Annotated in this window: 20 protein-coding genes; 10 read left to right on the top strand and 10 right to left on the bottom strand. The window is 69.8% G+C overall.

The window, feature by feature from the left end:
- Nucleotides 1-261 precede the first annotated feature (261 nt).
- Entirely contained in the window at nucleotides 262-1,041 is a 780-nt protein-coding gene (locus NVS89_RS18925; RefSeq protein ID WP_258734316.1) for a DeoR/GlpR family DNA-binding transcription regulator, read from the bottom strand.
- Nucleotides 1,042-1,707: 666 nt separating this feature from the next.
- On the opposite strand from NVS89_RS18925, the gene NVS89_RS18920 reads away from it, so the two are divergent.
- From NVS89_RS18920 to NVS89_RS18895, 6 genes are all read left to right on the top strand, one after another.
- Nucleotides 1,708-2,220, top strand: coding sequence for a TRAP transporter small permease subunit (locus NVS89_RS18920; RefSeq protein ID WP_258734315.1), 513 nt, complete (start codon nucleotides 1,708-1,710; stop codon nucleotides 2,218-2,220).
- Entirely contained in the window at nucleotides 2,217-3,554 is a 1,338-nt protein-coding gene (locus tag NVS89_RS18915; RefSeq protein WP_258734314.1) for a TRAP transporter large permease, read from the top strand. Before NVS89_RS18920 ends, NVS89_RS18915 begins: the two co-directional genes overlap by 4 nt.
- Before the next feature lie 138 nt (nucleotides 3,555-3,692).
- On the top strand, nucleotides 3,693-4,745 hold the full coding sequence (locus tag NVS89_RS18910) for a type 2 periplasmic-binding domain-containing protein (RefSeq protein ID WP_258734431.1): 1,053 nt from the start codon (nucleotides 3,693-3,695) through the stop codon (nucleotides 4,743-4,745).
- Between the two features lie 138 nt (nucleotides 4,746-4,883).
- Nucleotides 4,884-6,317: an NAD(P)/FAD-dependent oxidoreductase gene (locus tag NVS89_RS18905; protein WP_258734313.1), complete on the top strand. Its 1,434-nt coding sequence runs from the start codon at nucleotides 4,884-4,886 to the stop codon at nucleotides 6,315-6,317.
- Nucleotides 6,314-7,543 (top strand): NAD(P)/FAD-dependent oxidoreductase, encoded by a 1,230-nt coding sequence (locus NVS89_RS18900; RefSeq protein WP_258734312.1) that lies wholly within the window; start codon nucleotides 6,314-6,316, stop codon nucleotides 7,541-7,543. Before NVS89_RS18905 ends, NVS89_RS18900 begins: the two co-directional genes overlap by 4 nt.
- Nucleotides 7,543-8,943, top strand: a complete 1,401-nt coding sequence (locus tag NVS89_RS18895) for an FGGY family carbohydrate kinase (protein WP_258734311.1) — start codon at nucleotides 7,543-7,545, stop codon at nucleotides 8,941-8,943. The genes NVS89_RS18900 and NVS89_RS18895 overlap by 1 nt, the downstream gene beginning before the upstream one ends.
- Here the strand turns inward: NVS89_RS18895 and NVS89_RS18890 are convergent.
- The 3 genes from NVS89_RS18890 to NVS89_RS18880 are packed head-to-tail and all read right to left on the bottom strand — an operon-like array spanning nucleotide 8,940 to nucleotide 13,914.
- Complete coding sequence (locus NVS89_RS18890; protein ID WP_258734310.1) at nucleotides 8,940-10,052, bottom strand: ABC transporter permease; 1,113 nt, start codon at nucleotides 10,050-10,052, stop codon at nucleotides 8,940-8,942. The two genes, NVS89_RS18895 and NVS89_RS18890, sit on opposite strands and share 4 nt — an antisense overlap.
- Before the next feature lie 2 nt (nucleotides 10,053-10,054).
- Nucleotides 10,055-12,847 carry a ribosome-associated ATPase/putative transporter RbbA gene (gene rbbA, locus NVS89_RS18885; protein ID WP_258734309.1) on the bottom strand — a complete coding sequence of 931 codons (2,793 nt, stop codon included), beginning with the start codon at nucleotides 12,845-12,847 and terminating at the stop codon, nucleotides 10,055-10,057.
- Nucleotides 12,844-13,914: an HlyD family secretion protein gene (locus NVS89_RS18880; RefSeq protein ID WP_258734308.1), complete on the bottom strand. Its 1,071-nt coding sequence runs from the start codon at nucleotides 13,912-13,914 to the stop codon at nucleotides 12,844-12,846. The genes rbbA and NVS89_RS18880 overlap by 4 nt, the downstream gene beginning before the upstream one ends.
- Before the next feature lie 293 nt (nucleotides 13,915-14,207).
- On the opposite strand from NVS89_RS18880, the gene NVS89_RS18875 reads away from it, so the two are divergent.
- Entirely contained in the window at nucleotides 14,208-15,011 is an 804-nt protein-coding gene (locus tag NVS89_RS18875; protein WP_258734430.1) for a DUF72 domain-containing protein, read from the top strand.
- On the opposite strand, the gene NVS89_RS18870 is transcribed toward NVS89_RS18875, so the two are convergent.
- The 6 genes from NVS89_RS18870 to NVS89_RS18845 form a co-directional block, all read right to left on the bottom strand.
- Nucleotides 14,995-16,389, bottom strand: a complete 1,395-nt coding sequence (locus NVS89_RS18870) for a sensor histidine kinase (RefSeq protein ID WP_258734307.1) — start codon at nucleotides 16,387-16,389, stop codon at nucleotides 14,995-14,997. The two genes, NVS89_RS18875 and NVS89_RS18870, sit on opposite strands and share 17 nt — an antisense overlap.
- Entirely contained in the window at nucleotides 16,386-17,063 is a 678-nt protein-coding gene (locus NVS89_RS18865; protein ID WP_258734306.1) for a response regulator, read from the bottom strand. Before NVS89_RS18865 ends, NVS89_RS18870 begins: the two co-directional genes overlap by 4 nt.
- A gap of 7 nt (nucleotides 17,064-17,070) precedes the next feature.
- Nucleotides 17,071-17,634 (bottom strand): cytochrome b/b6 domain-containing protein, encoded by a 564-nt coding sequence (locus NVS89_RS18860; protein ID WP_258734305.1) that lies wholly within the window; start codon nucleotides 17,632-17,634, stop codon nucleotides 17,071-17,073.
- On the bottom strand, nucleotides 17,634-17,921 hold the full coding sequence (locus NVS89_RS18855; protein WP_258734304.1) for a PepSY domain-containing protein: 288 nt from the start codon (nucleotides 17,919-17,921) through the stop codon (nucleotides 17,634-17,636). The genes NVS89_RS18860 and NVS89_RS18855 overlap by 1 nt, the downstream gene beginning before the upstream one ends.
- A 136-nt stretch (nucleotides 17,922-18,057) precedes the next feature.
- On the bottom strand, nucleotides 18,058-20,442 hold the full coding sequence (locus NVS89_RS18850; RefSeq protein WP_258734303.1) for a phosphoketolase family protein: 2,385 nt from the start codon (nucleotides 20,440-20,442) through the stop codon (nucleotides 18,058-18,060).
- Between the two features lie 57 nt (nucleotides 20,443-20,499).
- A complete protein-coding gene (locus tag NVS89_RS18845; protein WP_258734302.1) occupies nucleotides 20,500-21,483 on the bottom strand; it encodes a zinc-dependent alcohol dehydrogenase family protein in 984 nt (327 codons plus the stop codon).
- Nucleotides 21,484-21,711: 228 nt separating this feature from the next.
- Here NVS89_RS18845 and adhP point away from each other — a divergent pair, with 228 nt between their 5' ends.
- The 3 genes from adhP (at nucleotide 21,712) to NVS89_RS18830 (ending at nucleotide 26,018) form a co-directional block, all read left to right on the top strand.
- Nucleotides 21,712-22,740: an alcohol dehydrogenase AdhP gene (gene adhP / locus NVS89_RS18840; RefSeq protein WP_258734301.1), complete on the top strand. Its 1,029-nt coding sequence runs from the start codon at nucleotides 21,712-21,714 to the stop codon at nucleotides 22,738-22,740.
- A 171-nt stretch (nucleotides 22,741-22,911) separates the two neighbouring features.
- Nucleotides 22,912-23,724, top strand: a complete 813-nt coding sequence (locus tag NVS89_RS18835) for a CbbQ/NirQ/NorQ/GpvN family protein (RefSeq protein WP_258734300.1) — start codon at nucleotides 22,912-22,914, stop codon at nucleotides 23,722-23,724.
- Nucleotides 23,721-26,018 (top strand): nitric oxide reductase activation protein NorD, encoded by a 2,298-nt coding sequence (locus NVS89_RS18830; RefSeq protein WP_258734299.1) that lies wholly within the window; start codon nucleotides 23,721-23,723, stop codon nucleotides 26,016-26,018. Before NVS89_RS18835 ends, NVS89_RS18830 begins: the two co-directional genes overlap by 4 nt.
- The last annotated feature ends 41 nt before the right edge of the window (nucleotides 26,019-26,059 follow it).

Raw genomic sequence — 26,059 nt, 5'->3', positions numbered from 1 at the left:
GGGGCATCAATAAAATAGTTTTATTCGCTATTTGGGATAGGCAAGTCTGATCGAGCCATGAGGCCATCATTGGCCGGCTTCCTCAGCTTCTCGGCGCCCGTGCGGAGCATGAGGACTTTGCCCTGCACCGAAGCTTCCGATGCTGAGGTGCGCCGATCGCGGTCCACTCGCTATATGCCCCAGCGTTGCAGCGCGAGGGGCCCGCACAACGTTAGGTCCGGCTTCGCCCTCGACTATCGCCCCGCTCGCGAAGCGGCGCGTTCACTCCGCGCCGGCGACGATCAGCCGGGTGCCGGCGGCCTCGAGGGCTTTCGCCATCGGCTCGGAGGGCGCAAGGTCGGTCACCAGCGTGTGCACGCGCGCGAGCGGGGCGACCTCGAAGACGGCGCGCCGGTCGAACTTGCTGTGGTCGGCGAGCACGGTGACGCGGTCGGCGCGCTCGATCATCGCCTTGGCGACCTCGGCCTCCTGCAGGTCGAAATCCATCACGCAGGCCGGATCGATGGCGCCGATGGTCAGCACCGCATGGCGCACGCGGAACTTGGCGACCTGTTCCAGCGCCAGCGGCCCCAGGCTCTCGCCGGCATCCGCGCCATAGGCGCCGCCGATGAGGAAGACCTTGTGCGCGTGATTGGCGGCGAGCATCGCGGCGATGCGCGGCGAGTTGGTGATCGTCGTCAGCGAGCGGGCTCCCGCCAGCGCCTCGGCGAAGGCGACGGTGGTGCTGCCGGTATCGATGAACAGGGAATCGTCGGGCTCGAACAGGCGGGCGGCGGCCGCGGCGATGCTCTTCTTGCCTGCCGCATTTTGCGCCATGCGCTGCGCAAACGGCCATTCCTTGTCCATGACCGGGGCGGGCACGCCGATCGCCTTGGCCCCGCCGTGAAAGCGGCGCAGCCGCCCGGCCGCGTCAAGCCGGCCGAGATCGCGCCGCACCGTCTCGCGCGAGACGCGGAGCCGGTCGGCCAGCGCCTCGACGCTCAGCTCTCCGGCCTCGGAAAGCAGCGCGATGATGTCGTCATGGCGGGAGGAGGGCTGCACGGCGTTTCCCTGCTTGCCTTTCGTGAATGCTCGGGCTTTCGGCCCGGTCGGGCGGCCCGGCGGCGCGCCCGATTCCACGCGACGGCGATTGCTGAATCGGTAAGTGACGCCGGTTGTTGGGTCAATGAGACCGCGCCGCTGTACGGAGGCGACGCCGATTCGGGCATTTACCTTTGGGTAGCCGACGATATTTCCGCGTGATATGACCGAATAGTCAACTGCAAGAGCCATATGTTGATTATACGGGCTACATAGTCAACCATTTCGGTCAAAATGGCCGCCGATGATGATAATTCGGTCTTTCCTTCCGTATCGAAAGCGGTATGGTGCTTGCTAGTGCTGAAAATAACGGCGCGCACATTCGGCGTGCAGCGGGCGCGAGGGGATTGCATATGACCGCCTTTGGCAGATGGGCCTCATGATCGGCATCTGACGTCGCGGCGATGCCTAGTTGCGCGAGCATCGGCGGCGATCGCGTCGGCGCCGTCTTGTGGATCGCGCGCCGGCGCCCGTGTGTGCCGGGCGCGGCGGGGCCGTCTGGCGCGTCACGCGGATTTTCCGGCGGCGGGCGCGCCGGCGCCGGCCTTCAGGACCGAGCGGGTGCATATCGGACAGGAACGGAGCGTGGATGTGACTTCCGAAGTGGCAGAACGGACAGAGACGGGCATGTGGCGATGGATCGCCTTCTATGTGCGCCTGACGGATCGGATCTCCGACTATGTCGGCTACCTCGCCGCCTCGCTCATCTTCTTCATGGGCGCCACGCTGCTGTTCGACGCCGTCACCCGCAACCTGATCCGCATGCCGGTCCACTGGGCGGTGGAACTCACCCAGTTCACGCTCGCCGCCTATTACTTCATGGGCGGGCCGATCACGCTCAAGAACGACGAGCATGTCCGCATGGACCTCTGGTACGGAAACCTTTCCGTACGCGGCAAGGCGAAGGTCGATATCTTCACCGTCTGGTGCCTGATCTTCTATCTCGGCGTGTTGCTCGCGGGCTCGATCTCCAGCCTCGCCTACGCCATCGCCACCGACGAGCGGCGGTTCTCGATCTGGAATCCGTCGGTGATCCCGATCAAGTCGCTGATGGTCGCGTGCATCGTGCTGATGCTGCTGCAGGCCGTCGCGCTCTTCTTCAAGCACGTCGCCACGCTGCGCGGGGAGGATCTGCGGTGAGCTACGAGGCGATCGCCCTTCTCATGTTCGCCTCGATGGTGCTGCTGCTGGTCTCGGGCCAGCGGGTCTTCGCCGCCATCGGCTTCGTCGCCGCCGGCGCGGCGCTGCTGCTCTACGGGCACGGCGCGGTGGAGCTGCCCTTCAACCAGGTGTTCAAGCTCTTCAACTGGTACGCCATGCTCACGCTGCCCATGTTCATCTACATGGGCTACATCCTGTCGGAGTCCGGCATTGCCGAAGACCTCTACAGGATGCTGCACGTGTGGTTCGGGCGCGTGCGCGGCGGGCTCGCCATCGGCACCATCTTCCTGATGGTCATCATCTCCGCCATGAACGGCCTGTCGGTCGCCGGCATGGCCATCGGCGCCACCATCGCGCTGCCGGAGATGCTGCGGCGCGGCTACGACAAGGTGCTGATCTCCGGCGTCGTGCAGGGCGGCTCCTCGCTCGGCATCCTGATCCCGCCCTCGGTGGTGATGGTGCTGTACGGCATGATCGCCCGCCAGCCGGTGTCGAAGCTGTGGTTCGCCGGGCTGGTGCCGGGCCTCATCATGGCGGCGCTGTTCGTGCTGTACGTGATGTTCCGCGCCCGCACCAACCCGAAGCTCGCTCCCATCGTGGCGGAGGAGGAGCTGAACATGCCCCTGCGCGAGAAGCTGGCGCTGGCGCGGGCGGGCATCATTCCCTTCGCCATCTTCTTCTTCATGACCGGGCTGTTCGTCTCCGGCTACACCAGCCTCGTCGAGAGCTCGGCGGTGGGCGCGGCGTCGGCGACGCTGGCGGCGGTGATGAAGCGCCGGTTCACCTGGCGGCTGGTGCGCGAGACGTCGATGAAGACGCTCGCCGTCTCCTGCATGTTCCTGTGGCTCATCCTGGCCGCGCTGGCCTTCGGCGCGGTGTTCGACGGCCTCGGCGCGGTCAAGGCGATCGAGAACCTGTTCGTGCGCCAGTGGGACCTCGACCCCTGGACCATCATCATCATGATGCAGGTGAGCTTCCTGATCATGGGGATGTTCCTCGACGATACCGCGATGCTGGTGATCGTCGCGCCGCTCTACATCCCGCTGGTGAAGACGCTGGACCTCGGCTTCCCCAACCAGCTCATCTGGTTCGGCGTGCTCTACACCATCACCTGCCAGATCGCCTACATCACCCCGCCCTTTGGCTACAACCTCTTCCTCATGCGCTCGCTGGCGCCGAAGGAGATCACGCTGGTCGACATCTACCGGTCGATCTGGCCGTTCGTGCTGATCATGGCGCTCACCATCGCGCTGATCATGGCGTTCCCGCAGCTCGCGCTCTGGCTTCCCACCCACACCAATGTGCGGGGCTGAGGACATGTTGCCGGCAACCAGAACCTTCCAAAACGAGAGGAACAGCAGATGAGCGACAAGACCAAGACGTCTGGCATCCTGACGCCCGAGAGCACGAAGCCGGGCAGCCTCAAGAAGCCCGGCGCGGCGGAGAAGATCCTGGCGACGCGCCGCAACTTCCTCGGCAAGGCCGGCCTCGGCGCCGGCGTGGCGCTGGCGAGCTCCACCCTGGCGGCCCCCGCCGTCATCGCGCAGACCGGCCCGATCAAGTGGCGCCTGCAGACCTATTCCGGCGCCCCGCTCGGCGCCCATGTCATCAAGCCGCAGATCGAGGCCTTCAACACGGCGGCGAACGGGGAGATGGAGATCGAGCTGTTCTACGCCGACCAGCTGGTCCCGACCGCCGACCTGTTCCGCGCGCTGCAGAGCGGCACCATCGACGCGGTGCAGTCGGACGAGGCGACCATGGCCTCGCCGGTCGATATCGCCGTGTTCGGCGGCTACTTCCCCTTCGCCACCCGCTACAGCCTCGATGTGCCGGCGCTGTTCCGCTATTACGGGCTCAAGGAGATCTGGGAAGAGGCCTATTCCGAGGTCGAGAACGTCACCTGGCTGTCCACCGGCGCCTGGGACCCGCTGCACATCTTCACCGTCGAGAAGCCGATCCGCAGTCTCGCCGACATGCAGGGCCTGCGCGTGTTCGGCGTGCCGACCGCGGGCAAGTTCCTGTCCAAGTACGGTCTCGTGCCGGTGACGATCCCGTGGGACAACGTCGAAGTCGCGATGCAGACCGGCGAGCTCGACGGCGTCGCCTGGTGCGGCTTCACCGAGGCCTATGAGGTGGGCTGGGCCGACGTGTGCAACTACGCCCTTTCCAACTCGGTCACCGGCGCGTGGTTCGGCAGCTATTTCGCCAACACGGCGAGCTGGGACAAGGTGCCCCCGCACCTGAAGGAGCTGTTCCTCATGTCCATCGACCAGTCGCACTATTATCGCGACGTCTGGTACTGGGGCGGCGAGGCCAAGCTGCGCGTGGAAGGCGAGAAGATGGAGCTCACCTCGCTGCCGCCGCAGGAATGGGCGCAGGTGGTTCAGGACGCCACGGGCTTCTGGGACGAGGTTGCCGCCTCCAGCCCGCGTGCGGGCAAGGTGGTCGCCGCCTTCAAGAAATACGCCGAGACGATGCAGAAGGCCGGCTACCCCTATCGCTGATCGGGACCGACCTCATCTGCCGCCTATGGCGCCTCCGCCCATGCGGGCGGGGCGCCGACGGCCCGGCGCACGCCGGAGCCGAGTGACGTGCCGTGACCGGCCTCGCGCCGGTCGCGTTGTGACAGGAAGGGAGCAACGATGCTCCACGCGCAGGCCCGGCCGACGCCCGCCCCCTCGCTTCAGGAGATGTTCGACGTCGCCATCATCGGGGCCGGCGTGGTCGGCTGCGCTCTCGCGCGCCGCTTCGCTCTGGCGGGGGCGAAGGTGGTGCTGGTCGAGAAGGGCAGCGACATTCTGAGCGGCGCCTCCAAGGCCAATAGCGCCATCCTGCATACCGGCTTCGACGCCCCGCCCGGCAGCCTGGAGCTGGAGCTGGTGAAGGCCGGGCGGGCGGAATATCTCGACATCCGCGACAGCCTCGGCCTGCCGCTCGTCACGACGGGCGCGCTGGTCTGCGCCTGGAACGAGGCGGAGGCGGCGAAACTGGAGGCAATCGCGGCGCAGGGGCGCGACAATGGCGTCGCCGGGCTGCGCTTGCTGAACGCGCATGAGGCGCGCGCGGGCATGCCCGCGCTTTCGCCGCGGCTGGTGGCGGCGATCGAGGTCGAGGGCGAGCACATCATCGACCCCTGGAGCGCGCCGCTCGCCTATCTCACGCAGGCCGTGGCGCTGGGCGCGCGGTTCCTGCGCCGAGCCGAGCTGATCGAGGGCCGCTTCGGTGGCGACTGGACACTCGCGACCTCGGCCGGCGAATTGCGCGCGCGTGCCGTGGTCAACGCCGCCGGGCTCTATGGCGACGAGGTCGACCGCCGGCTCGGCTTCGCGCCGGAGTTCGAGATCCGCCCGCGCAAGGGCCAGTTCGTGGTGCTCGACAAGGCGGCCTTTCCTCACGTGCCGCGTATCGTCCTTCCCGTGCCGACCGAGATCACCAAGGGCGTGGTGGTGTGTCCCACCGCCTTTGGCAATGTGCTGATCGGGCCGACGGCGGAGGAGCAGGAGGATCGCACCCGCGCCACCGTCGAGACCGACACGCTGCGCGCCTTGCTGAAGCGCGGCGCCGAGATTGTGCCCGCGCTTGAGGGCGTGCCGGTAACGGCCGTCTATGCCGGGCTGCGGCCCGCGAGCGAGGAGAAGGGCTACCGCATCTTCGCGCGGCCGGAGAGCCGGGCCATCACGCTCGGCGGCATACGCTCGACCGGGCTCAGCGCCGCGCTCGGCCTCGCGCAGCACGCGTTGCAACTGCACGCCGCCTTCGAAGGGCCGCCGCTTGCACCGGTGGGAGCGCCGGCTGTCCATCTGCCCAACCTCGCCGAGACGCGCGAGCGCGACTGGCAGCAGCCCGACCATGGCGAGATCGTCTGCCATTGCGAGCTGGTGACGCGCCGCGAGATCGAGGCGGCGTTCGAGAGCGCGGTGCCGCCGGGCGATTTCGGTGGGCTGAGGCGGCGCACGCGCGCCGGGATGGGCCGCTGCCAGGGCTTCTACTGCAATGCGCGCCTCGCGGAGATGACGCGCGGGCGCCTCGCCGAGCCGCTCGCGGTCGGCGAGGACGAGGAGCCCGGGCGGTCATGAGCGGGGCGATGATCGACGTGATCGTCGTCGGTGGCGGCCCGGCCGGCGTGGCGGCGGCGGTGGAACTGCGCCGGCGCGGCGTGGAGCGGGTCGTGCTGCTCGACCGCGAGCCGGAGCTCGGCGGGGCGACGCGCCATTGCAGCCACTCTCCCTTCGGCACGCGCGAGTTCGGCCGGGTCTATCTCGGCGCGGCCTATGGCCGGCGGCTGGCGCAGGAGGCCGGGCAGGCGGGCGTCGACGTCCGGCTCGGCCATTCGGTGGTGCGGATGCTCGACGGCGGGCGGCTCGAGGTCGCCTCGGCGCGCGGCGCCGAGACCCTGTCGGCGCGGCGCCTCATGATCGCCACCGGTGCCCGCGAGCGCCCGCGCGCGGACCGGTTGCTGCCCGGCGACCGGCCGATCGGCGTTGTCACCACCGGCACGCTGCAGGCCTATGTCGCGTTTCACGGGCTGATGCCGTTCCGGCGGCCGGTGATCCTCGGCTCCGAGCTGGTGAGCCTTTCCGCCGTCCTGACCTGCCTCACCCATGGCGCGCGCCCGCTCGCGCTGCTGGAGAGCGCGCCGAATCCGCTGGCCCGGGCCCCCTTCGCGTGGTTCCCGCGCATCGCCGGCGTGCCGTTCCATTGTGGGGCCGAGGTGATCGACATTCGTGGCGCGGACAGGGTCGAGGCGGTCGCCTTCCGCCGGAGCGACGGCGCGGTCGAGACGCTCGCCTGCGACGGGGTGCTGCTGACCGGGCGCTTCACCCCGGAATCGGCGCTGTTCCGGCAGTCGACGATCGGGGTCGAGGCCGGCAGCGCGGGACCGGCCATCGACCAGGACGGGCGGACCGCCGATCCGATGGTCTTCGCCAGCGGCAACATATTGCGCGCGGTCGAGACCGGCGGCTGGGCCTTTCGCGAGGGGCGCGCCGTCGGGCGGGCGATCGCGGCGGACCTGGCGCGCGACGCGCAGATCGCCCCGCCCGTGCCGGTGACGTTCGACCCGCCGGTCAAGCTGGTGGTGCCGGGCCTGCTGCGTCGGGGCGCGGGTAGCGAGCCCGCCTTCCGCGAGTTCCAGCTCCGCTTCCTGCGCCGCGCGCGCGGCCGGCTGTCCTTGGCGCTCGACGGATCGGAGGTATGGGCGGGGGAGGGCACCTTCCTGCCGGAGCGGCGCATCCTGGTGCCGATCCCGCCCGGCGCCGCCGAGGCGGGCGCGGTGCATGTCCGGTTCCGGGAGGCCGGCTGATGCGGGTGGCGGCGATCGACCAGGGCACCACCTCTACGCGCTGCCTGCTGGTTGACGAGGCGGCCGGCGAGGCGCGCGTCGTCGCGAGCCTGCGCCATAGCCAGCACCACCCCGCGCCTGGCCGGGTCGAGCAGGACGGGGAGGAATTGCTGCGCAACATCCGCGCCGTGCTGCAGGCGGCGGGGCAGGTGGACGCGATCGCCATTGCTAATCAGGGCGAGAGCTGCCTCGCCTGGGACCGGGTGAGCGGCGCGCCGCTGTCGCCCGTCATCGTCTGGCAGGACGCGCGCACGGCCGGCGCGCTGGCGGCGCTCGGCGAAGCGGCCGAGGCGCGCTCGAAGGCGATCTGCGGCCTGCCGCTCGATCCCTATTTCTCGGCCGGCAAGCTCGCCTGGCTGCTGGCGGAGCTCCCCGAGGTCGCGGCCGCGCTCGAGGCGGGGCGCCTGCGGCTCGGCACCACCGACGCCTTCTTCCTCGACCGGCTGTGCGGCAGCTTCGTCACCGACATCGCGACCGCCTCGCGCACCGGCCTGCTGGACCTTTCGACCGTGCGCTGGAGCCCGGAGCTGTGCGCGCTCCACGGCGTGCCGATGGAGTGCCTGCCGGAGATCGCCGCCGTCGATGCCGGCTTCGGCAGCCTCGACGGCACGCCGGTGAAGGTGTCGATCGTCGACCAGCAGGCGGCGCTCTACGGGCATGGCTGCCGCCGGCCGGGCGACGCCAAGATCACCTTCGGCACCGGCGCCTTCCTGCTCGCGGTCACCGGCGACGAGCGGCCCGCGCCGTCCGACCTGCTGCCCACGGTGGCGTGGCGGCGCACGGGCGAGGGCACGATGTTCGCGATCGAGGGCGGGGTCTATGACGCCGGCGCGGCGCTCGACTGGGCGCGGCGCATCGGGCTCTATGCGGAACCGTCCGAGCTCGACGGCTTCGAAGGGCCCTCCGCGCTCGGCCGCGGCCTCGTCTTCGTCCCGGCGCTGTCGGGCCTCGCCGCGCCCTATTGGGACCGGCAGGCGGCGCCGCTCTTCATCGGCATGGACGCCGCGACCGGGCGCGCCGACATGGTGCGGGCGGTGCTGGAAGGCATCGCCATGCTCACCGTCGGGCTGATCGAGGCGGCAACGGCATCGGTCGGGTCGATCGCTACCGTTTCGATCGATGGCGGCCTGTCGCAGAGCGCCTATTTCGGCCGCTTCCTCGCCGCGGCGAGCGGGCGGGCGGTCGTCGTTCCCGCCCATCACGAGATGACCTCGCTCGGCCTCGCCGAACTGTGCGGCGCCGACATCGCCTCCCTGCGCGTGCCCGCCCGGCGCTTCGAGCCGGACGGGTCGGTGACCGGCGAGGATCACGCCCGCTTTGCGGAAGCTGTCGGCAAGAGCCGCGGCTGGCGCCGCTTCTAGCGCAGGAAGCGCCGGAACCGGCGCAACGACAGGAAGAACAGCGCCCCGCCTATGGCGAGCAGCGCCAGGAATTGCGGCCAAACCACCGTCAGCCCGGCGCCGCGGAACAGGATCGACTGGGCAAGGATGACGAAATGGGTGTTCGGCGCGAACGCCATGATGTCCTGGATGATCTGCGGCATGCTCTCGCGCGGCGTGGTGGCGCCGGAGAGCACCTGCAGCGGCAGCAGCACCAGCATCAGCAGCAGCCCGAATTGCGGCATCGAGCCGGCCACGGTGGCGAGGAAGATGCCCATCGAGGTGGTGGCGAAGAGGTGCAGCGCGGTGCCCATGAGGAACAGCGTCAGCGAGCCGTTGATCGGCACCTTGAGCGCGCCCTGTACGATGAGGATCAGCGAGACGGTGGTGGCGATGAACACGACGAGCCCCATCGACCAGATCTTGCCGAGCATGATCTCGACCGGCGTGACCGGCATGACGAGGAGGTGCTCGATGGTGCCGTGTTCGCGCTCGCGGATCAGCGCCGCCCCGGTGAGGATGATCGAGAGCATGGTGATCGAGGAGATCACGTTGGTCACGGCGCCGAACCAGCTCTTGTTGAGCTCCTGGTTGAAGCGCGTGCGCAGCGTGAGCTCGACCGGCACCTCGGTCTCGCCGCGGTAGCGATTCAGGAACTCGTTGACCTCGCCCGAGACGATGGACTGCACGTAGCCCCCGCCCGAGAAGGCCTGCGACATGCGGGTGGCGTCGACGTTGAGCTGGATGGTCGGCGCCCGCCCGGCGAGCAGGTCGCGCTGGAAGTTCGGCGGGATGTCGAGCGCGAAGGTGTCGAGCCCGGAATCCATCCGCCGGTCCATCTGCGAGGCGGTGATGAGCTTCGGCACGGTGAAATAGGGCGGGTAGAACGCGGTGACGATGCGCGAGGCGACGGGCGAGCGGTCCTCGTCGACGATGCTGATCGAGGCCCGGTTCAGCGTCTCGGGCATGGCGGTCGAGGCGGTGTAGATCGAGACGGTGAAGGAATAGACGATCAGGATCAGCAGCATCGGGTCGCGCAGCAGGCCGCGCAGTTCCTTGATCCCGAGCTGGAGCACATTGGCCGCGCGCATGGTCAGTCCGCCTGTTTCCTGAGAAGGGCGGCGCTGAGCGCCAGAAGGATCGGCCCGGCCAGCAGCAGCGGGATGAAGGCGGAGCCGAGCTCCTCGAAGCCGAGCCCCTTGGAGAAGGTGCCGCGCGCGATGGTGACGAAGTAGCTGGCGGGATAGATGTGGCCGATGAAGGCGCCCGCCCCCTGCAGCGAGGAGACCGGGTCGATCATGCCGGAGAACTGCACGGTGGGGATCAGCGTGATCAGCGCGGTGCCGAATATGGCGGCGATCTGGCTGCGCATGAAGGTCGAGAGCAGCAGGCCGAGCGCGGTCGCGGCGAAGACATAGAGCAGCGCGGCGGCGCTGAGCGCGGCGAAGCTGCCGGTGAGGGGGACCTTGAAGACGTAGATCGCGAAGGCGACCAGCATCAGGAAGTTGAGGCTCGCCAGCGCCACATAGGGAAGCTGCTTGCCGAGCAGGAACTCCATCCGCGTCACCGGCGTGACGTAGAAATTGATGATCGAGCCGAGCTCCTTCTCGCGCACCACGCTGAGCACGGCGAGCATGGCCGGGATCATCATCAGCAGCAGCGGGATCACCGCCGGCACCATGGCGATCAGGCTCTCGATGCCCGGGTTGTAGCGGTAGCGCAGCGCGATGGTGAAATCGCCGATGGTCGCCGCGTCGCCATAGAGCTCGCGCGCCTTCTGCGTCAGCCACTGCGCGTGCATGCCCTCGACATAGCCGCGCACGGTCTCGCCGCGCGTGGGCATGGCGCCGTCGATCCAGGCGCCGACCTCGACCGTGCGCCCGCGCGAGACGTCGCGCGCGAAGTTGGGCGGGATCTCGATGGCGAGGCTGATGTCGCCCTCGCGCATGCGCTTGTCGAGGTCGCCATAGTCGCGCAGCGGCGGTTTCTCGATGAAGTAGCGCGAACCGGCGATCTGCTGCGTGTAATCGTGGCTGAGCGTGGTGTCGTCGCGGTCGAGCACGGCGAAGGTCAGGTTTTCGACGTCGAGATTGATGCCGTAGCCGACGACGAACATCAGGATCACCGTGCCGAGCAGGGCGAGGGTGGCGCGGATCGGGTCGCGCTGGAGCTCCAGCGCCTCGCGGCGCGAATAGGCGAGCATGCGGCGCAGGTCGAAGCGGGCGCGGCCCGCCGCGGCGGGCGCCGGCGCCGGGGCCAACTCGCCGGCGGCCCCGGGGGTGGGCGAGGGCGGGGCGGCACTGGCGCCGATCGCCTCCTGGAGATAGCCGATGAACGCCTCCTCCAGCGTCGCCGCCGCGCGTTTGCCGACGATGGCCTTCGGCGTGTCGCTCACCAGCACGCGGCCCGCATGCATGAGCGAGATGCGGTCGCACAGCTCCGCCTCGTTCATGAAGTGGGTGGAGACGAAGATCGTCACATTGTCCTTGCGCGACAGGTCGGACAGCATCTGCCAGAAGCCGTCGCGCGCGACCGGGTCGACGCCCGAGGTCGGCTCGTCGAGGATGAGGATGTCGGGCGCGTGGATCATCGCCACCGCGAGCGACAGGCGCTGGCGGATGCCGAGCGGCAGCGCGTCCGGCAGCGTGTCCATGATGTGGGTGAGGCCGAAGCGGCGCGCCATCTCCTCGATGCGTCCGGGGATTGCCTCGGGCGCCATGCGGAACAGGCGCGCGTGCAGGTCGAGATTCTGCCGGACGGTGAGCTCGGTATAGAGCGAGAAGGCCTGGCTCATATAGCCGACGCGCCGGCGCACCTCGATATCGTTGGGGTCGACCTCGCGGCCGAACAGGCGGGCCGTGCCTTCGCTCGCCGGCAGCAGGCCGGTGAGCATCTTCATGGTCGTGGTCTTGCCGCAGCCATTCGAGCCGAGGAAGCCGAAGATCTCGCCGCGCGGGATGCGGAAGCTGACGTCGTCGACGGCGGTGAAGTCGCCGAAGCGCATGGTGAGGTGCTCCGCCTCGATGGCGAACTCCTCCTTGCCGTCGGCCGGGCGCGGCGGGATGACGACCGCCTTGTGGCCGCGCCGCTTCTCCTCCGGCAGCAGGGCGATGAAGGCGGCGTCGAGATTGGCCGCGCCGGTGCTCTCGAGCAGCTGCGCCGGCGTGCCGGTGGCGAGCACGTGCCCGCCATCCATCGCAACCAGCCAGTCGAAGCCCTGCGCCTCCTCCATATAGGCGGTCGCCACGACCACGCTCATGCCCGGACGCTCGCGCCTGATCTCGCCAATCAGCTCCCAGAACTGGCGGCGCGAGAGCGGGTCGACGCCGGTGGTAGGCTCGTCGAGGATGAGCAGGTCCGGGTCGTGGATCAGCGCGCAGCACAGGCCGAGCTTCTGCTTCATGCCGCCCGAAAGGTTGCCGGCCGGACGGTCCGGGAACGGGTCGAGCCCAGTCGCCTTCAGCAGTTCGCCGATGCGCCGCTCGCGCTCCTCCCGCCCCTGGCCGAACAGGCGGGCGAAGAAGTCGATGTTCTCGAACACGGACAGCGTGGGGTAGAGGTTCCGGCCCAGCCCCTGCGGCATGTAGGCGATGCGCGGGCAGGTGAGGCGGCGGTGGGTGGCGTCGGCGATGTCGCCGCCGAGCACCTCGATGCGGCCTTGCTGCACCTTGCGCGCGCCGGCGACGAGCGAGAGCAGGCTCGACTTGCCGACCCCGTCCGGGCCGATCAGCCCGACCATCCGCCCCGCCGGGAGGTCGAGCGTGATGGCGTCGAGCGCACGCGTCTTGCCATAGGACAGGCCGACGCCCTCGAGGCGCGCGACGTTCTCCGCCCGTGGCGCCCCCCCGGGCGGGGCACCGCCCCCTTCGCCGGGCGCCTCGGTCATTTCACAAGGTTCTCGGTCAGGTCGGCGGGCCAGGCGGCATCGGGATCGAGCCGGACATAGGCCATGCCGGGCAGGCCGGTCTTCACCTGGTGGATGTGCTTGCGCAGCAGGTCCGGCGGGATGCGCGCCTTGACCCGGAACATCAGCTTCAGCCGCTCCTCCTCGGTCTCCACCGTCTTGGGCGTGAACTGGGCGACGTCGGAGACGAAGCTGACGCTGGCGGGGATCACATATTGCGGGGCGGCGTCGAGGACGATGCGCGCCTCGGTGCCGAGCGCCACCCGCCCGGCCTGCGCGGTAGGCAGGAAGAAGGTCATGTAGACGTCCTCGAGGTCGACGAGGTTCAGCACCCGCCCGCCGGCCGAGAGCACCTCGCCCGGCTCGGCGACGCGGTACTGCACGCGTCCGTCGCGCGGCGAGGTGAGCACGCTGTCGTCGATGTCGGCCTGGATGCTCTCGATCGCGGCCCTGGCCGCATCGACGGCGGCCTCGGCGTCGACCACCGAGGCTTTGGCCGAGCCGATCGCCGCCTCGCCGGCCGCGAGCTGCGCCTTCGCCGCCTCCACCGCCGCCTTCGCGCCCTGCTCACTCGCCCGGTCGTCATCGACCGTCTGCTGCGACACGGCGTTGGTCGTCACGAGCTGCGAGGAGCGGGCGAGCCGCTTCTCGGCGGCGTCGAGTTCGGCCTGGCGCTGGGCGATGGTCGCCTCAGCGGCGTTGCGCTCGGCCTCGCGCTGGGTGACGAGGCTGTTCGCCGTGTCGACGCTGATCATCGCGCGCTTGAGCTCGGCCTGCGCCTGGCGCAGCTTCGCCTCGAGCTGCACCGTGTCCATGCGGGCGAGCACCTGGCCGGCAATGACGAAGTCGCCCTCGTCGACGAGGATCTGCCGGATGCGGCCGGCGGTCTTGGTCGAGACGTCGATCTCGGTGGCCTCGATGCGCCCGTTGCCGCCCGCTATGCCTTCGGGTAGCCCGTTCCCCTGATAGAAGCGCCAGCCGTAATAGGCGGCGCCGAGCACGGCGAGCGTGACGATGGCGAGGATCAGCTTCCTGGGGGATTTCGTCATGCGTCAAACCGATTCCTGATCGTTCGGACCGTGAACGGGACCGGGCCGGCTCCCCCAAACCGCCCCTGCACCCGGATTGATCTTCCGCAGCGCGAACCAGCCTAGCGGGAGCCGGTGACAGCGGCGAGCCGGCCTTTCGGACAAGGCTCGCTTCCAGCGGTTCCGCATGCTTCTGAAGATCGGGGAGATGATTTTCCCCTGTGTGGGAAATGCCCCGGCAGCGGCGGGCGGGCATTGATTCCGATCAACAGGCGCCTATCGTGCCTCGCCTTGCGCGAACCCGGAGATCCATGATGGCGAAGAACGCGGCACCGATCCGCATCGGCGTGGGAGGCTGGACCTATGAGCCGTGGCGCGGCGCCTTCTATCCCGACGGGCTGGCGCAGAAGCGCGAGCTCGAATTCGCCAGCGGCAAGCTCACGGCGATCGAGATCAACGGTACCTATTACGGCTCGCAGAAGCCGGAAAGCTTCGCCAAATGGCACGCCGAGACGCCGGACGGCTTCGTGTTCGCGCTGAAGGGGCCGCGCTTCGCCACCAACCGGCGCGTACTCGCCGAAGCGGGCGAGTCGATCGAGCGCTTCTTCAACAGCGGCGTCACCGAGCTGAAGGAGAAGCTCGGCCCCGTGAACTGGCAGTTCATGGCGACCAAGAAGTTCGATCCCGCCGATTTCGAGGGCTTCCTCAAGCTGCTGCCGAAATCCGTCGGCGGGCACGCCATCCGCCACGCGGTGGAGGTGCGCCATGACAGCTTCAGGGACCCGGAGTTCATCGCGCTCGCCCGCGCCCATGGCGTGGCGGTGATCTATGCCGGGGATTCCGAATTTCCGGAGATCGCCGACGTGACGGCGCCCTTTGTCTATGCGCGGATCATGGGCACGAGCGAGGACCATCCGCTCGGCTATGCGCCGGCCGCGCTCGACCGCTGGGCCGATTGCGCCAAGGCATGGGCGAAGGGCGAGACGCCGGCGGCGCTGAAGGACAAGCTTGTCGCCGCGCCGGCGGAGAAGACGCCGCGCGAGGTGTTCCTGTTCGTGATCTCGGGCTTCAAGGTCCGCAATCCCGCGGCGGCGATGGCGCTCATCGAGCGGGTGTGACCGGCGCCTCCCCGGCCGGCGGGAAGACGAGACGCGCGCGGGCGCCGCACGGCGTCGCCTCTCTGGTCTCCAGATAACCGCCATGCAGCGCCATGATCCGGCGCACGATCTCGAGCCCGATGCCGAGCCCGCCCGCGCGCCGGTAATGCCCCGGCGCGTCGCCGGCGGGCGCGTCGCGGGAGGCGGGCGCGAAGCCGACGCCGTCATCCTCCACGAACAGGCCGGGCCCATTATCGGTGCCGACGCGGATGTGCACTGCCGGGCCGCCATGGCGCACCGCGTTCTCGATGAGGTTGCGCACCGCATCCTTGAGAAGGGGCGGATGGGCGAGCACCGAGGGGCCGGACGAGGCGTCGAAGGCGATGCTGGCGCCGTGATCGTAGACATAGGGGGCGAGCGCGCCGACGATGTCGCGCCCGAGCTCGTCGAGATCCACCGGCTCGAAGCCGGAGCGGTCGGCCGCCTCCAGCCGGGCGAGCATGACGAGCTGGCCGACGAAATGGTCGAGCTCGTCGAGCTCGCCGATCGCCTGGCGGGCGGCGGGGTGATCGATACGCTCCAGCTCCATGCGGATGATGGCGAGCGGCGTGCGGATCTCGTGGGCGATTGCCGAGGTGAAGAGCTTCTGCGCCGCCATCAGCTCGCGTGTGCGCGCATAGGAACGGTTCACCGCCCCGGCGAGGCGGGCGATTTCCAGCGGCATGCCGGCCTCGTCCAGCCGGCTGTCGGGAACGAGCGGATCGAACCTCTCGGCCTGCCCGGCGGCGGCGGCGACCGGGCGCAGGGCGGTGCGTATCGAGGCCAGCGTGGCGCCGAGCACGAAGATGAGCGTGAGGCTCATCGGCAGCAGCATGTGGTCGAGCGCCTCGTTCGCCAGCACGCTCCAGACCGCCTGTTGGCGGTCTCCCAATACCGTTATCTCCACCAGCACGCTGCGCTCGCCGATGTCGACCTCACGCCCGCCGGCGAAGGTGAGCGGGTAGCCGGGGCGGATGGTGCGCATCCAGAAGGAGGGCGGGTTGAATTCGAGCGGCAGGAAATGCTCGGTGCATTCCTCGTCGCAATGGGAGAACAGCACCACGCCGCTCGCCGTGCGGATGCGTCCGAAATAGCCGGAGGCGGGCACCCCGTAGCGCGAGGCGAGATCGGTGGGCAGCTCGAAGGCGAGGCGGCCGTCATGAAGCGACAGGCCGCCGGCGAGTTCCGCGGTCTCCCGCTCGAGCAGGAGCCGGGCGAGATTCTGCGGGTCGCGGCCATATTCGACCAGCACCGCGACGAGCTGGGCCAGCATGGCGATGGCGGCGAACAGCACGATGCGGCCGGCGACGATGCGCACCAGCGGCTGGGAGCGGCGCGGGGCGGGCGGCTCGGCGTTCACGCGCCGGTCTCGCGCAGCATGTATCCGACGCCGCGCACCGTCACGATCGCCGTGCCGGTGGGATGCGCGGCGAGCTTGCGGCGCAGGCGCGAGAGCAGCAGCTCGATCGCGTTGGCGCTGGTCTCGCCCTCGAAATGGGAGAGCATGGTCTCCAGCCCGCGCTTCGGCGTGACGCGGCCGGCATGGCGCATCAGGATTTCCAGCGCGGCGCGCTCGCGCGGCCCGAGGACGATCGCGGTGCCGTTGCAGCTCACCTCATGGGTGGCGGGATCGTAGCGCAGCGCGCCCGCCTCCAGCACCGGCGCGGCCGAGAGCGGCGCGCGGCGCAGCAGCGCGCGGGCGCGGGCGAGAAGTTCGCCATTGTTGAACGGCTTGGTGAGATAGTCGTCGGCGCCGGCGTCGAGGCCGGCGATGCGCTCGTCGACCGCGCCGCGCGCGGTGAGCACGAGGGCGGGCGTGGGGTCCTTGCGGCGGCGCAGGGCGCGCAGCAGGTCGAGCCCGTCGCCGTCCGGCAGGCCGAGGTCGAGAAGCACGAGATCATAGCTCGCGGCGGCGAGCGCGGCTTCCGCCTCGTCGAGGCCGCCGGCCATGTCGAGGCGCCAGCCTGCGCCCTGGACCGTTTCGGCGATCAGCTGGCGCAGGCGTGCGCTGTCCTCGACCAGAAGCAGCCTCACCGCTCCCTCATGCGCGCTTGCGTCCCGTCACCATCGACCATACGAGGTTTTCACGGTGGCGCCAGCTTTCGAAGAGCGCGGCGCTGGCATGCAGCAGGGCCAGCACCAGTATGGCGTTGGCGAGCGTCTCGTGCAGCCCCTCCAGCCAGTCCTCGCCCCAGAAGGCGTCGAGCCCCATCATCCAGCCGGTCAGGCAGACGCCCGCCAGCAGGACCATGAGGGCGAGCATCATCACCGCGCCGGCCGGATTGTGCCCGAGCACGCGCGGCTCGCGGCCCTTCGCCAGCGCGGCGAGATAGCGCGCGAGGCGGGAGGGCGTCGGCACGAAATCGGAGAACCGGGCGTAGCGCGTGCCGATGAAGCCCCAGACGAGCCGGACCGCCAGCGCGCCGGCGACGACATAGCCGACGATCCTGTGGGGCGGGTCCCCGTCGTCGAGGATGAACAGATTCAGGATGCAGGCGGCGACCACCGTCCAGTGGAACAGACGCACGACCGGGTCCCACACCCGGACGGCGGTGCCGGTGGCCGGAGACGTCGCGTCTCCGGCCGGAGCGATGCGCTCGCGCATCAATCGATCTCGGATTTGACGACCGCGCCGGTGACCGGGTTGAAGTAGACCTCGGCCTTCTTGTTGTCCTTGGTGTAGCCGTAGATCTCGTAGCAGCTGCCGGAGACCTTGAAGGTCTTGATCTTCTGGTAGCCCATCTCCGCCACCTTCGCCTTCATGGCGTCCTGGCTCATCCACTTGTCCTTGGCTTCGGTGGTGCAGGTGGGGCCGGCGAACGCGGCGACGGGGGCAAGCAGGGCGGGGGCGATCACGGCGAGGGCGCCGAGGCCGGCAACGATTCTGCGCATGGGTGTTCTTCCTTTCGGGCGTTGGGCTCGCTCGGCGAGCACCGGCACGCTAGGGCCGGCCACCTGTCAGGAAGCTGTCGGGCGTGCGCGATGGCGGCGGGCTCCCCCGCCATCGCGCTTTTCCGTCGGCGCGGCGTCAGGCCTCGGTCGGCCAGCGCCAGTCGCGCACCTCCGGCATGTCGACGCCGTGGGCGCGGATGTAGCGCGCATGCTCGGTAAGCTTGTCGCGCAGCTCCTCGCGCGCATGCACGCCGACGCTGCCCAGCGAGCTGATGCGCTCGATCGCGTCCATGGCGAGATGGAAGCGGTCCAGCCGGTTGCGCACAACCATGTCGAAGGGCGTGGTGGTGGAGCCTTCCTCCACATAGCCGCGCACATGGATGTTGTGGTGGTTGGTGCGCTTGTAGGTCAGGCGGTGGATCAGCCACGGATAGCCGTGATAGCCGAAGATCACCGGCTTGTTCGTGGTGAACAGGGCATCGAAGTCGCGGTCGTTCAGGCCGTGCGGGTGCTCGGTGCTCGACTGCAGCGTCATCAGGTCGACGACGTTGATGACGCGGATCTTCAGCTCCGGGAAATAGCCGCGCAGCAAGTCGACCGCCGCCAGCGTCTCCAGCGTCGGCACGTCGCCGGCGCAGGCCATCACCACGTCCGGCTCGCCCTCCGCGTCGCTGCTCGCCCACTCCCAGATGCCGATGCCCTTGGTGCAGTGGTTGATGGCCGCGTCCATGTCGAGCCATTGCGGCTCCGGCTGCTTGCCGGCGACGATCACGTTAACCCGGTTCCAGCTCTTCAGGCAGTGGTCGGTGACGAAGAGCAGGGTGTTGGCGTCGGGCGGTAGGTAGACCCGCACGATGTCCGCCTTCTTGTTCACCACATGGTCGATGAAGCCGGGGTCCTGATGGCTGAAGCCGTTGTGGTCCTGCCGCCAGACATGGGAGGTGAGCAGGTAGTTCAGCGAGGCGATGGGCCGGCGCCATTCCACGGCATTGGCCGACTTCACCCATTTGGCGTGCTGGTTGAACATCGAATCGACGATGTGGATGAACGCCTCGTAGCAGGAGAACAGGCCGTGCCGGCCGGTCAGGAGGTAGCCCTCCAGCCAGCCCTGGCACATGTGCTCGCTCAGCATCTCCATCACCCGCCCGTCATGGGCGAGATGCTCGTCCTCGGGGATGGTCGAGGCGTCCCACGCACGCTCGGTCACCTCGAACAGCGCCTGCAGCCGGTTGGAGGCGGTCTCGTCCGGGCCGAACACGCGGAAGTTCCGGCTCTCGAGATTCGCCTTCATCACGTCGCGCAGGAAGGTGCCCATGATGTAGGTCGACTCGCCGTCCTTGGCGCCGGGCTGGGGCACGTCGACCGCATAGTCGGTGAAGTCCGGCAGCCGCAGCGGCCGGCGCAGCGCGCCGCCGTTTGCGTGCGGGTTCGCGCTCATGCGCAGCGCGCCATCCGGCGCCAGCGAGGCGATCTCCGGCTTCAGGCTGCCATCGGCGTCGAACAGCTCCTCGGGCTTGTAGCTCCTCATCCATTCCTCGAGCAGAGCGAGGTGCTCGGGCTTGGACATGTCGGAGAACGGCACCTGGTGCGAGCGCCAGAAGCCCTCGGTCTTCTTGCCGTCGACGAATTTCGGGCCGGTCCAGCCCTTGGGGCTCTTGAGCACGATCATCGGCCAGCGCGGCCGCTCCCTCGAGCCGTCCTCGCGGGCGGCCTTCTGGATCGCGCGGATGTCGGCGAACGCCTTGTCGAAGGCGCTCGCCATCGCCTGGTGCATCAGCTCGGGATCGTCACCCTCGACGAACACCGGCGTGTAGCCGAAGCCCTCCATCAGCGACTTCAGCTCCTCCGGCGTGATGCGGGCGAGCACGGTGGGGTTGGCGATCTTGTAGCCGTTGAGATGCAGGATCGGCAGCACCGCCCCGTCCGAGGCCGGGTTGAGGAACTTGTTGCCGTGCCAGGAGGTGGCGAGCGGCCCGGTCTCGGCCTCGCCGTCGCCGATCACGCAGGCGACCACGAGGTCGGGATTGTCGAGCGCGGCGCCGTAAGCGTGCGAGAGCGAATAGCCGAGCTCGCCGCCCTCGTGGATCGAGCCGGGCGTCTCCGGCGCCGCATGGCTCGGTATGCCGCCCGGGAAGGAGAACTGGCGGAACAGCCGGCGGATGCCTTCCTCGTCCCGCGAGACGTCCGGGTAGAGCTCGCTATAGGTGCCTTCCAGATAGGTGGAGGCGACCACCCCCGGCGCGCCGTGCCCCGGCCCGGCGATGAACAGCACGTTCGAGCCGGTGTCGTTGATCACGCGGTTGAGGTGGAGATAGAGGAAGTTGAGCCCCGGCGTGGTGCCCCAATGGCCCAGCAGGCGGGGCTTCACGTGCTCTATGGCGAGCTTCTCGCGCAGCAGCGGGTTGTCGAGAAGATAGATCTGTCCGACCGAGAGAAAGTTCGCCGCCCGCCACCACGCATTCATGCGCGACATCAGTTCGGGCGTCAGCGGGCCTGTCGTCGCGCTCTGCTCAACCGCCATCCGTTGTCCTCCTGTCAGATCCATCATCACGTGAAGTCGAGCGACCGGCGGCGCCGGTCACGGTACCAGCACGGCCGCGCCCTGGAAGCGGCCCGCGCGCAGATCCGCGAGAGCGTCGTTCGCGCGCTCCAGCGGATAGGTCGTTGTTGTCACCTTTGCGACAGCCTCGGGCGCCAGGGCGAGAAATTCGCGCGCGTCGTCGCGCGTGAGGTTCGCCACCGAGAGCACCTGCCGCTCCTCCCAAAGGATCGAGTAGGGAAACTGCGGGATGTCGCTCATATGGATACCCCCGCACACCACCCGCCCGCCCTTGCGCACCGCGCGCAGCGCCGCCGGCACCAGCGCGCCGACGGGGGCGAAGATGATGGCGGCGTCGAGCAGGACCGGGGGCGGCTCGTCCGACCCGCCGGCCCACGAGGCGCCGAGCGACAGCGCATGCTGCTGCGCCGCCTGGTCGCCGGGGCTGGTGAAGGCGTAGAACTCGCGCCCCTGCCAGCGGCACACCTGGGCGATGAGATGGGAGGCGGCCCCAAAACCGTAGAGGCCGACCCGGCGCGCCTCGCCCGCCATCTTGAGCGAGCGCCAGCCGATCAGCCCGGCGCACATCAGCGGCGCGGTGGAAACAGGGTCGTCGAATCCGTCCAGCGCGAAGGCGTAGCTGGCGTCGGCCACCACATGGGTCGCGAAGCCGCCGTCGCGTGTGTAGCCGGTGAACAAAGGATCGTCGCACAGGTTCTCGCGGTGCGATGTGCAGTAGGGGCAGGTTCCGCAGGTATGGCCGAGCCAGGGTATGCCGACGCGCTGGCCGACGGCGGGCGCGGTGACACCCTCGCCATGCGCCTCGACGATGCCGACGATCTCATGGCCCGGCACGACCGGCATCTTGCCGGGCGGCAGCTCGCCGTCGACGACGTGCAGGTCGGTCCGGCAGACGGCGCAGGCTTCCACCCGCACGCGGATCTCGCCCGGCCCGGGAACGGGCGTCGGGCGTTCCTCCATCCGCAGCGGCGTGCGGTAGGCGGAAAGGACCATAGCCTTCATCGTGACGACCTCGAAGCAGCGGTTCGGTAGTATAGGCCGGCCGGACGCGCCATCACCATTCGACCGGAATGGGGCGCCACTGTGCAGGCGGAAGGGATTTGGCGGGACGGACGCCCCGGGCGACGTGATTTACCCATCATGCCCCTTTTCGCCGCGCCCCGACTTGACCGCTGTCAACGCCGCCGGCCCGCCGGCCGTTAAGGTCCGCCCGACATCGGAGGATCTGACATGGCGAACATGATGAAGGCGGCAGTGGTGCGGGCGTTCGGCAAGCCGCTCACGATCGAGGAGGTGCCGGTGCCGGTCCCCGGGCCGGGCGAGGTGCTGGTCAAGGTCGTCGCCTGCGGCGTGTGCCACACCGACCTGCACGCAGCCGATGGCGACTGGCCGGTGAAGCCTTCCCCGCCCTTCATCCCCGGCCACGAGGCGGCCGGCCATGTCGTCGCGCTCGGCCCGGGCGTGACCGGCCTGAAGGAGGGCGACGCGGTCGGCGTCGCCTGGCTGCACGACGCCTGCCGCGCTTGCGAATATTGCGAGACCGGCTGGGAGACGCTGTGCGAGCACCAGCACAACACGGGCTATAGCTGCGACGGCGGCTTCGCCGAATATGTCATCGCCGCCGCACCCTTCGTCACGCGCCTGCCGCCGAAGGGCGACTTCGCCCAGCTCGCGCCGATCCTGTGCGCGGGGGTGACGACCTACAAGGGGCTGAAGGAGACCGAGGCGCGGCCGGGCGAATGGGTCGCCATCTCCGGCGTCGGCGGGCTCGGCCACATCGCGATCCAGTACGCCAAGGCGATGGGCTTCCACGTCGCCGCGCTCGACGTCTCGCCCGACAAGCTGGAACGCGCGCGCGCGACCGGCGCCGACCTCGCCGTCGACGCGCGCTCGCCCGACGCGGTGGCCGAGATCGTGAAGGCGACGGGCGGCGGGGCGCATGGCGTGCTGGTGACCGCCGTCTCGCCGCCGGCCTTCAGCCAGGCGCTGTCCTATGTGCGGCGCAAGGGCACGGTGAGCCTCGTCGGCCTGCCGCCCGGCGAATTCGCGACCCCGATCTTCGACGTCGTGCTGAAGCGCATCACGGTGCGGGGCTCGATCGTCGGCACGCGGCGCGACCTCGATGAATCGGTCGCCTTTGCCGTGGAGGGCAAGGTGAAGGCGGAGATCCACAAGGCGCCGCTGGAGAAGATCAACGACATCTTCGCCGATTTGAAGGACGGCCGGATCGACGGGCGCATGGTGCTCGACTTCACCTGAGCGTCGCCCGGGGGCATTCGCCCTCTTGTGCGGCGCGGCAAATCGGATTTCTAATTGCGAAGGGCCGCGACAGCGTCGTCGCGGCCTTGGCGGCAGGGACGGCCGGCAGCCCTTTCCGGGGTGGTCCCTGCATGCCGGGGAGTGCCCGTGGAGCCCTCACGGAGACCCCGCATGCTCGTCGACACCGACCTTTCCGCCTACCGCATCGCTGCCGAACCCTATTACCGCCCCGTCGGCGACGAGGTGGCGGTGTTCGAGGCGGCCTGGCTCCACCGCCTGCCGGTAATGCTGAAGGGGCCGACCGGCTGCGGCAAGACGCGCTTCGTCGAATACATGGCCTGGCGCCTGCACCAGCCGCTGATCACCGTCGCCGCCCATGAGGACATGACGGCCGCCGACCTCGCCGGGCGCTTCCTGCTCACCCCGGAGGGCACGGTGTGGCATGACGGGCCGCTGACGCAGGCGGTGCGCCATGGCGGCATCTGCTATCTCGACGAGATCGTGGAGGCGCGGCAGGACACCACCGTCGTCATCCATCCGCTGACCGATGCGCGGCGCATCCTGCCGCTGGAGAAGCGCGGCGAGCTGGTCTCCGCCCATCCCGACTTCCAGCTCGTGATCTCCTACAATCCCGGCTACCAGAGCGCGGTGAAGGACCTGAAGGAGTCCACCAAGCAGCGCTTCGTCGCCATCGATTTCGACTATCCGGTCCCTGAGCTGGAGGCGGAGATCGTCATGCGCGAGGCCTGCGTGGGCCCGGATCTGGCGCGCACCCTGGTCTCTATCGCCGCCTGTTCGCGAAACTTGCGCGGGCAGGGGCTGGACGAGGGCGCCTCGACCCGCATGCTCATCCATGCCGGACGCCTTGCGGCCGGCGGCGTGTCGCTGGAGGCGGCGGTGCATGCGGGGATCGTGCTGCCGATCACCGACGACGCGGAGGTGCGCGAGGCGCTCGGCGCGGCGATCGCCGCCTGTCTCGCATGAGCGTTCTGCCGGCTATCGAGGCGCCGGCCGGGGCGCGCCTCGCCCGGCTGATGCGTGGCCGGCAGACGCTGCGCGGCCCTTTCGAGACGACATGGCGACGGCTCGAGGGCCGGTTCGGCGCCGGCGCGATGGAGGCCTGGGCCGAGGGCGCGCTCGCGCTGGTCGAGGCCAATGCCGGCGCGGGCTGCCTGCTCGCCTTCTGGCAGGCCAGCACCGGGCTCTGCGGACGGCTCGACGTGGAGAGCCTCGCCGAGGCGGGGCGTCAGGCCGCCGCCATCTGCCGCGAGGCCGGCGCGAAGCCGGCCGCGGCGGCGCTCGACGCCTTCGCCCGCATCGACACGCGGCTCGCCGACGCGGGCGAGCGCGCGGTCTGGTGGCGCTCGCTGGTGAAGCTGGCGATGGCGGCGCCGGAGGGCGTCGAGCCGCTCGCCCTGCGCGCCACGGACGTTCTGGTAGCCGGCCATGTGGCGGCGTTCGAGGCGTTCGTCGATGCCGGGTTGAAGGCGGCCGGGCGCGACCGCGCGCGCCGCTTGGCGTTCTTCGCGCTCGACGACGCGCTGGCGCGGGCGATGTTGGAGCGCATCGGCGCCGGGCCGGGCTTCGACGCGCTCGAGGGCGAACTGAAGATGGTGCTCGCCGCGCTGTGGGGCGCCGCCCCGCCGTTCCAGCCCCCGTTGCTCCAGCCTCTGCCGCCCGGCGCGCGGGACGCGCCCCGGCGCGTGAACATCGCCGGGCCGGTGATCCGCATGCCGGCGGTGTTCCCCGGGGTGGACGAGGCGGGCGCGCGCCGGCTCTATCTCGCCGCCGCCATCCATGCCGGCGCGCATCTCGCCTTCGGCAATCCGCGCTTTCCGATCGCCCGGTTCAAGCCGGTGCAGATGGCGCTGGCGACGCTGGTGGAGGATGCGCGGATCGAATATCTGGCGATGGGCCGCTATCCCGGGCTGCGCCGGCTGTGGGCGCCCTATCATGTCGCCACGCCCGAGGACGGGCCGACCACCGCCGCGCTGCTGGCGCGGGTGGCGCGCGGGCTGTTCGACCCCTCCTATCGCGATCCCGACGAACTGGTGGGCAAGGCCCAGCGCCTGTTCCGCGAGGCGCAGGAGCGGATCGGCGATCCCGCCATCAGCCTCGATATCGGCACCCGCCTCGCCAATGATGTCGGCCAGCGGCGCCTGCGCTTCGACGCGCGCGGCCATGTGGTCGAGCCGGCCTATCGCGACGACGGGCTGGGGCTGTGGGACTTCTCCGACATTGATCCCGAAATGACGGACGAGGTCGAACTCGCCGTCGACGCCGCCCGCATCGAGCGCCGCGAGGCCGAGGACGGAAAGGCCGACGAGCCGCCCGCGAGCGAGCCCACGAGGCGGGCGCGGCCGTCCCCGCCCGCAAGCGAGGGCCGGGTGATCGCGACCTATCCCGAATGGGACGCGGCGGCCGGCATCGAGCGGGCGGACTGGACCAGCGTGCGCGCCATCGTCCCGGTTTGGGGCGACCCCCGCGCCCTGCAACGCGCGCTCGACCGCGCCGCGCCGCTGCGCGCACGCATCGCCCGGCTGGTGCGGGCGGCCAAGGTCGGGCGGGCGTTGCGGCTGAAGCGGCAAGCGGAGGGCCACGATCTCGACCTCGACGCCGCGATCGAGACCGCCATCGCCCGCAAGGCCGGCGAGGTGACGGACATGCGGGTGTTCCGCTCCACCGTGCTCAACCAGCGCGACCTCGCCGTGCTGGTTCTGGTCGACGTCTCGCAGTCCACCCGCGAGCGGCTGGCGGACGGCGCGACGGTGCTCGACATCGAGAAGCTGGCGGTCGCCATGCTGGCCGGGAAGCTGGACCAGCTCGGCGACGATTTCGCGCTGCTGGCCTTCGCCTCGGCCGGGCGCGGCGACGTGCGGGTGACCACGGTGAAGGACTTCGCCGAGCCCTATGGCGGGGAGGCGCTCTCCCGGCTCGCCGGGCTGGAATCGGGGCTCTCGACGCGGCTCGGCGCGGCGCTACGCCATGCGGGCGCGGCGATCGCCCGGGTGCGCAGCTTCCGCAAGCTGGTGCTGGTGCTGAGCGACGGCGAGCCGTCCGACATCGACGTGGCGTCCGGGGACCTTGTGGTCGACGCCCGCCGCGCCGTCATGGCGCTGCGCGCGGCCGGCATCGACACGTTTGGCGTCATGCTCGACCCGGCCGGCGTCGGCTCGGGTGCGCGCATCTTCGGCAAGGCCAACGCCATGCCGGTGCGGCGCGCGGAGGACCTGCCGATGCGCCTGTCCGAACTCTATTTCCGCCTCGCCCGGCGCTGAGGGGTAGCGCCGGGAGGGACGGCGGCGGGAGAGGGGCGGCG

The organism is Ancylobacter mangrovi, assembly GCF_024752355.1.
GTDB classification, from domain to species: Bacteria; Pseudomonadota; Alphaproteobacteria; order Rhizobiales; family Xanthobacteraceae; genus Ancylobacter; species Ancylobacter mangrovi.
Note: the sequence above shows the minus strand (reverse complement) of the source record. Positions and strands in the feature narration are given on the sequence as shown.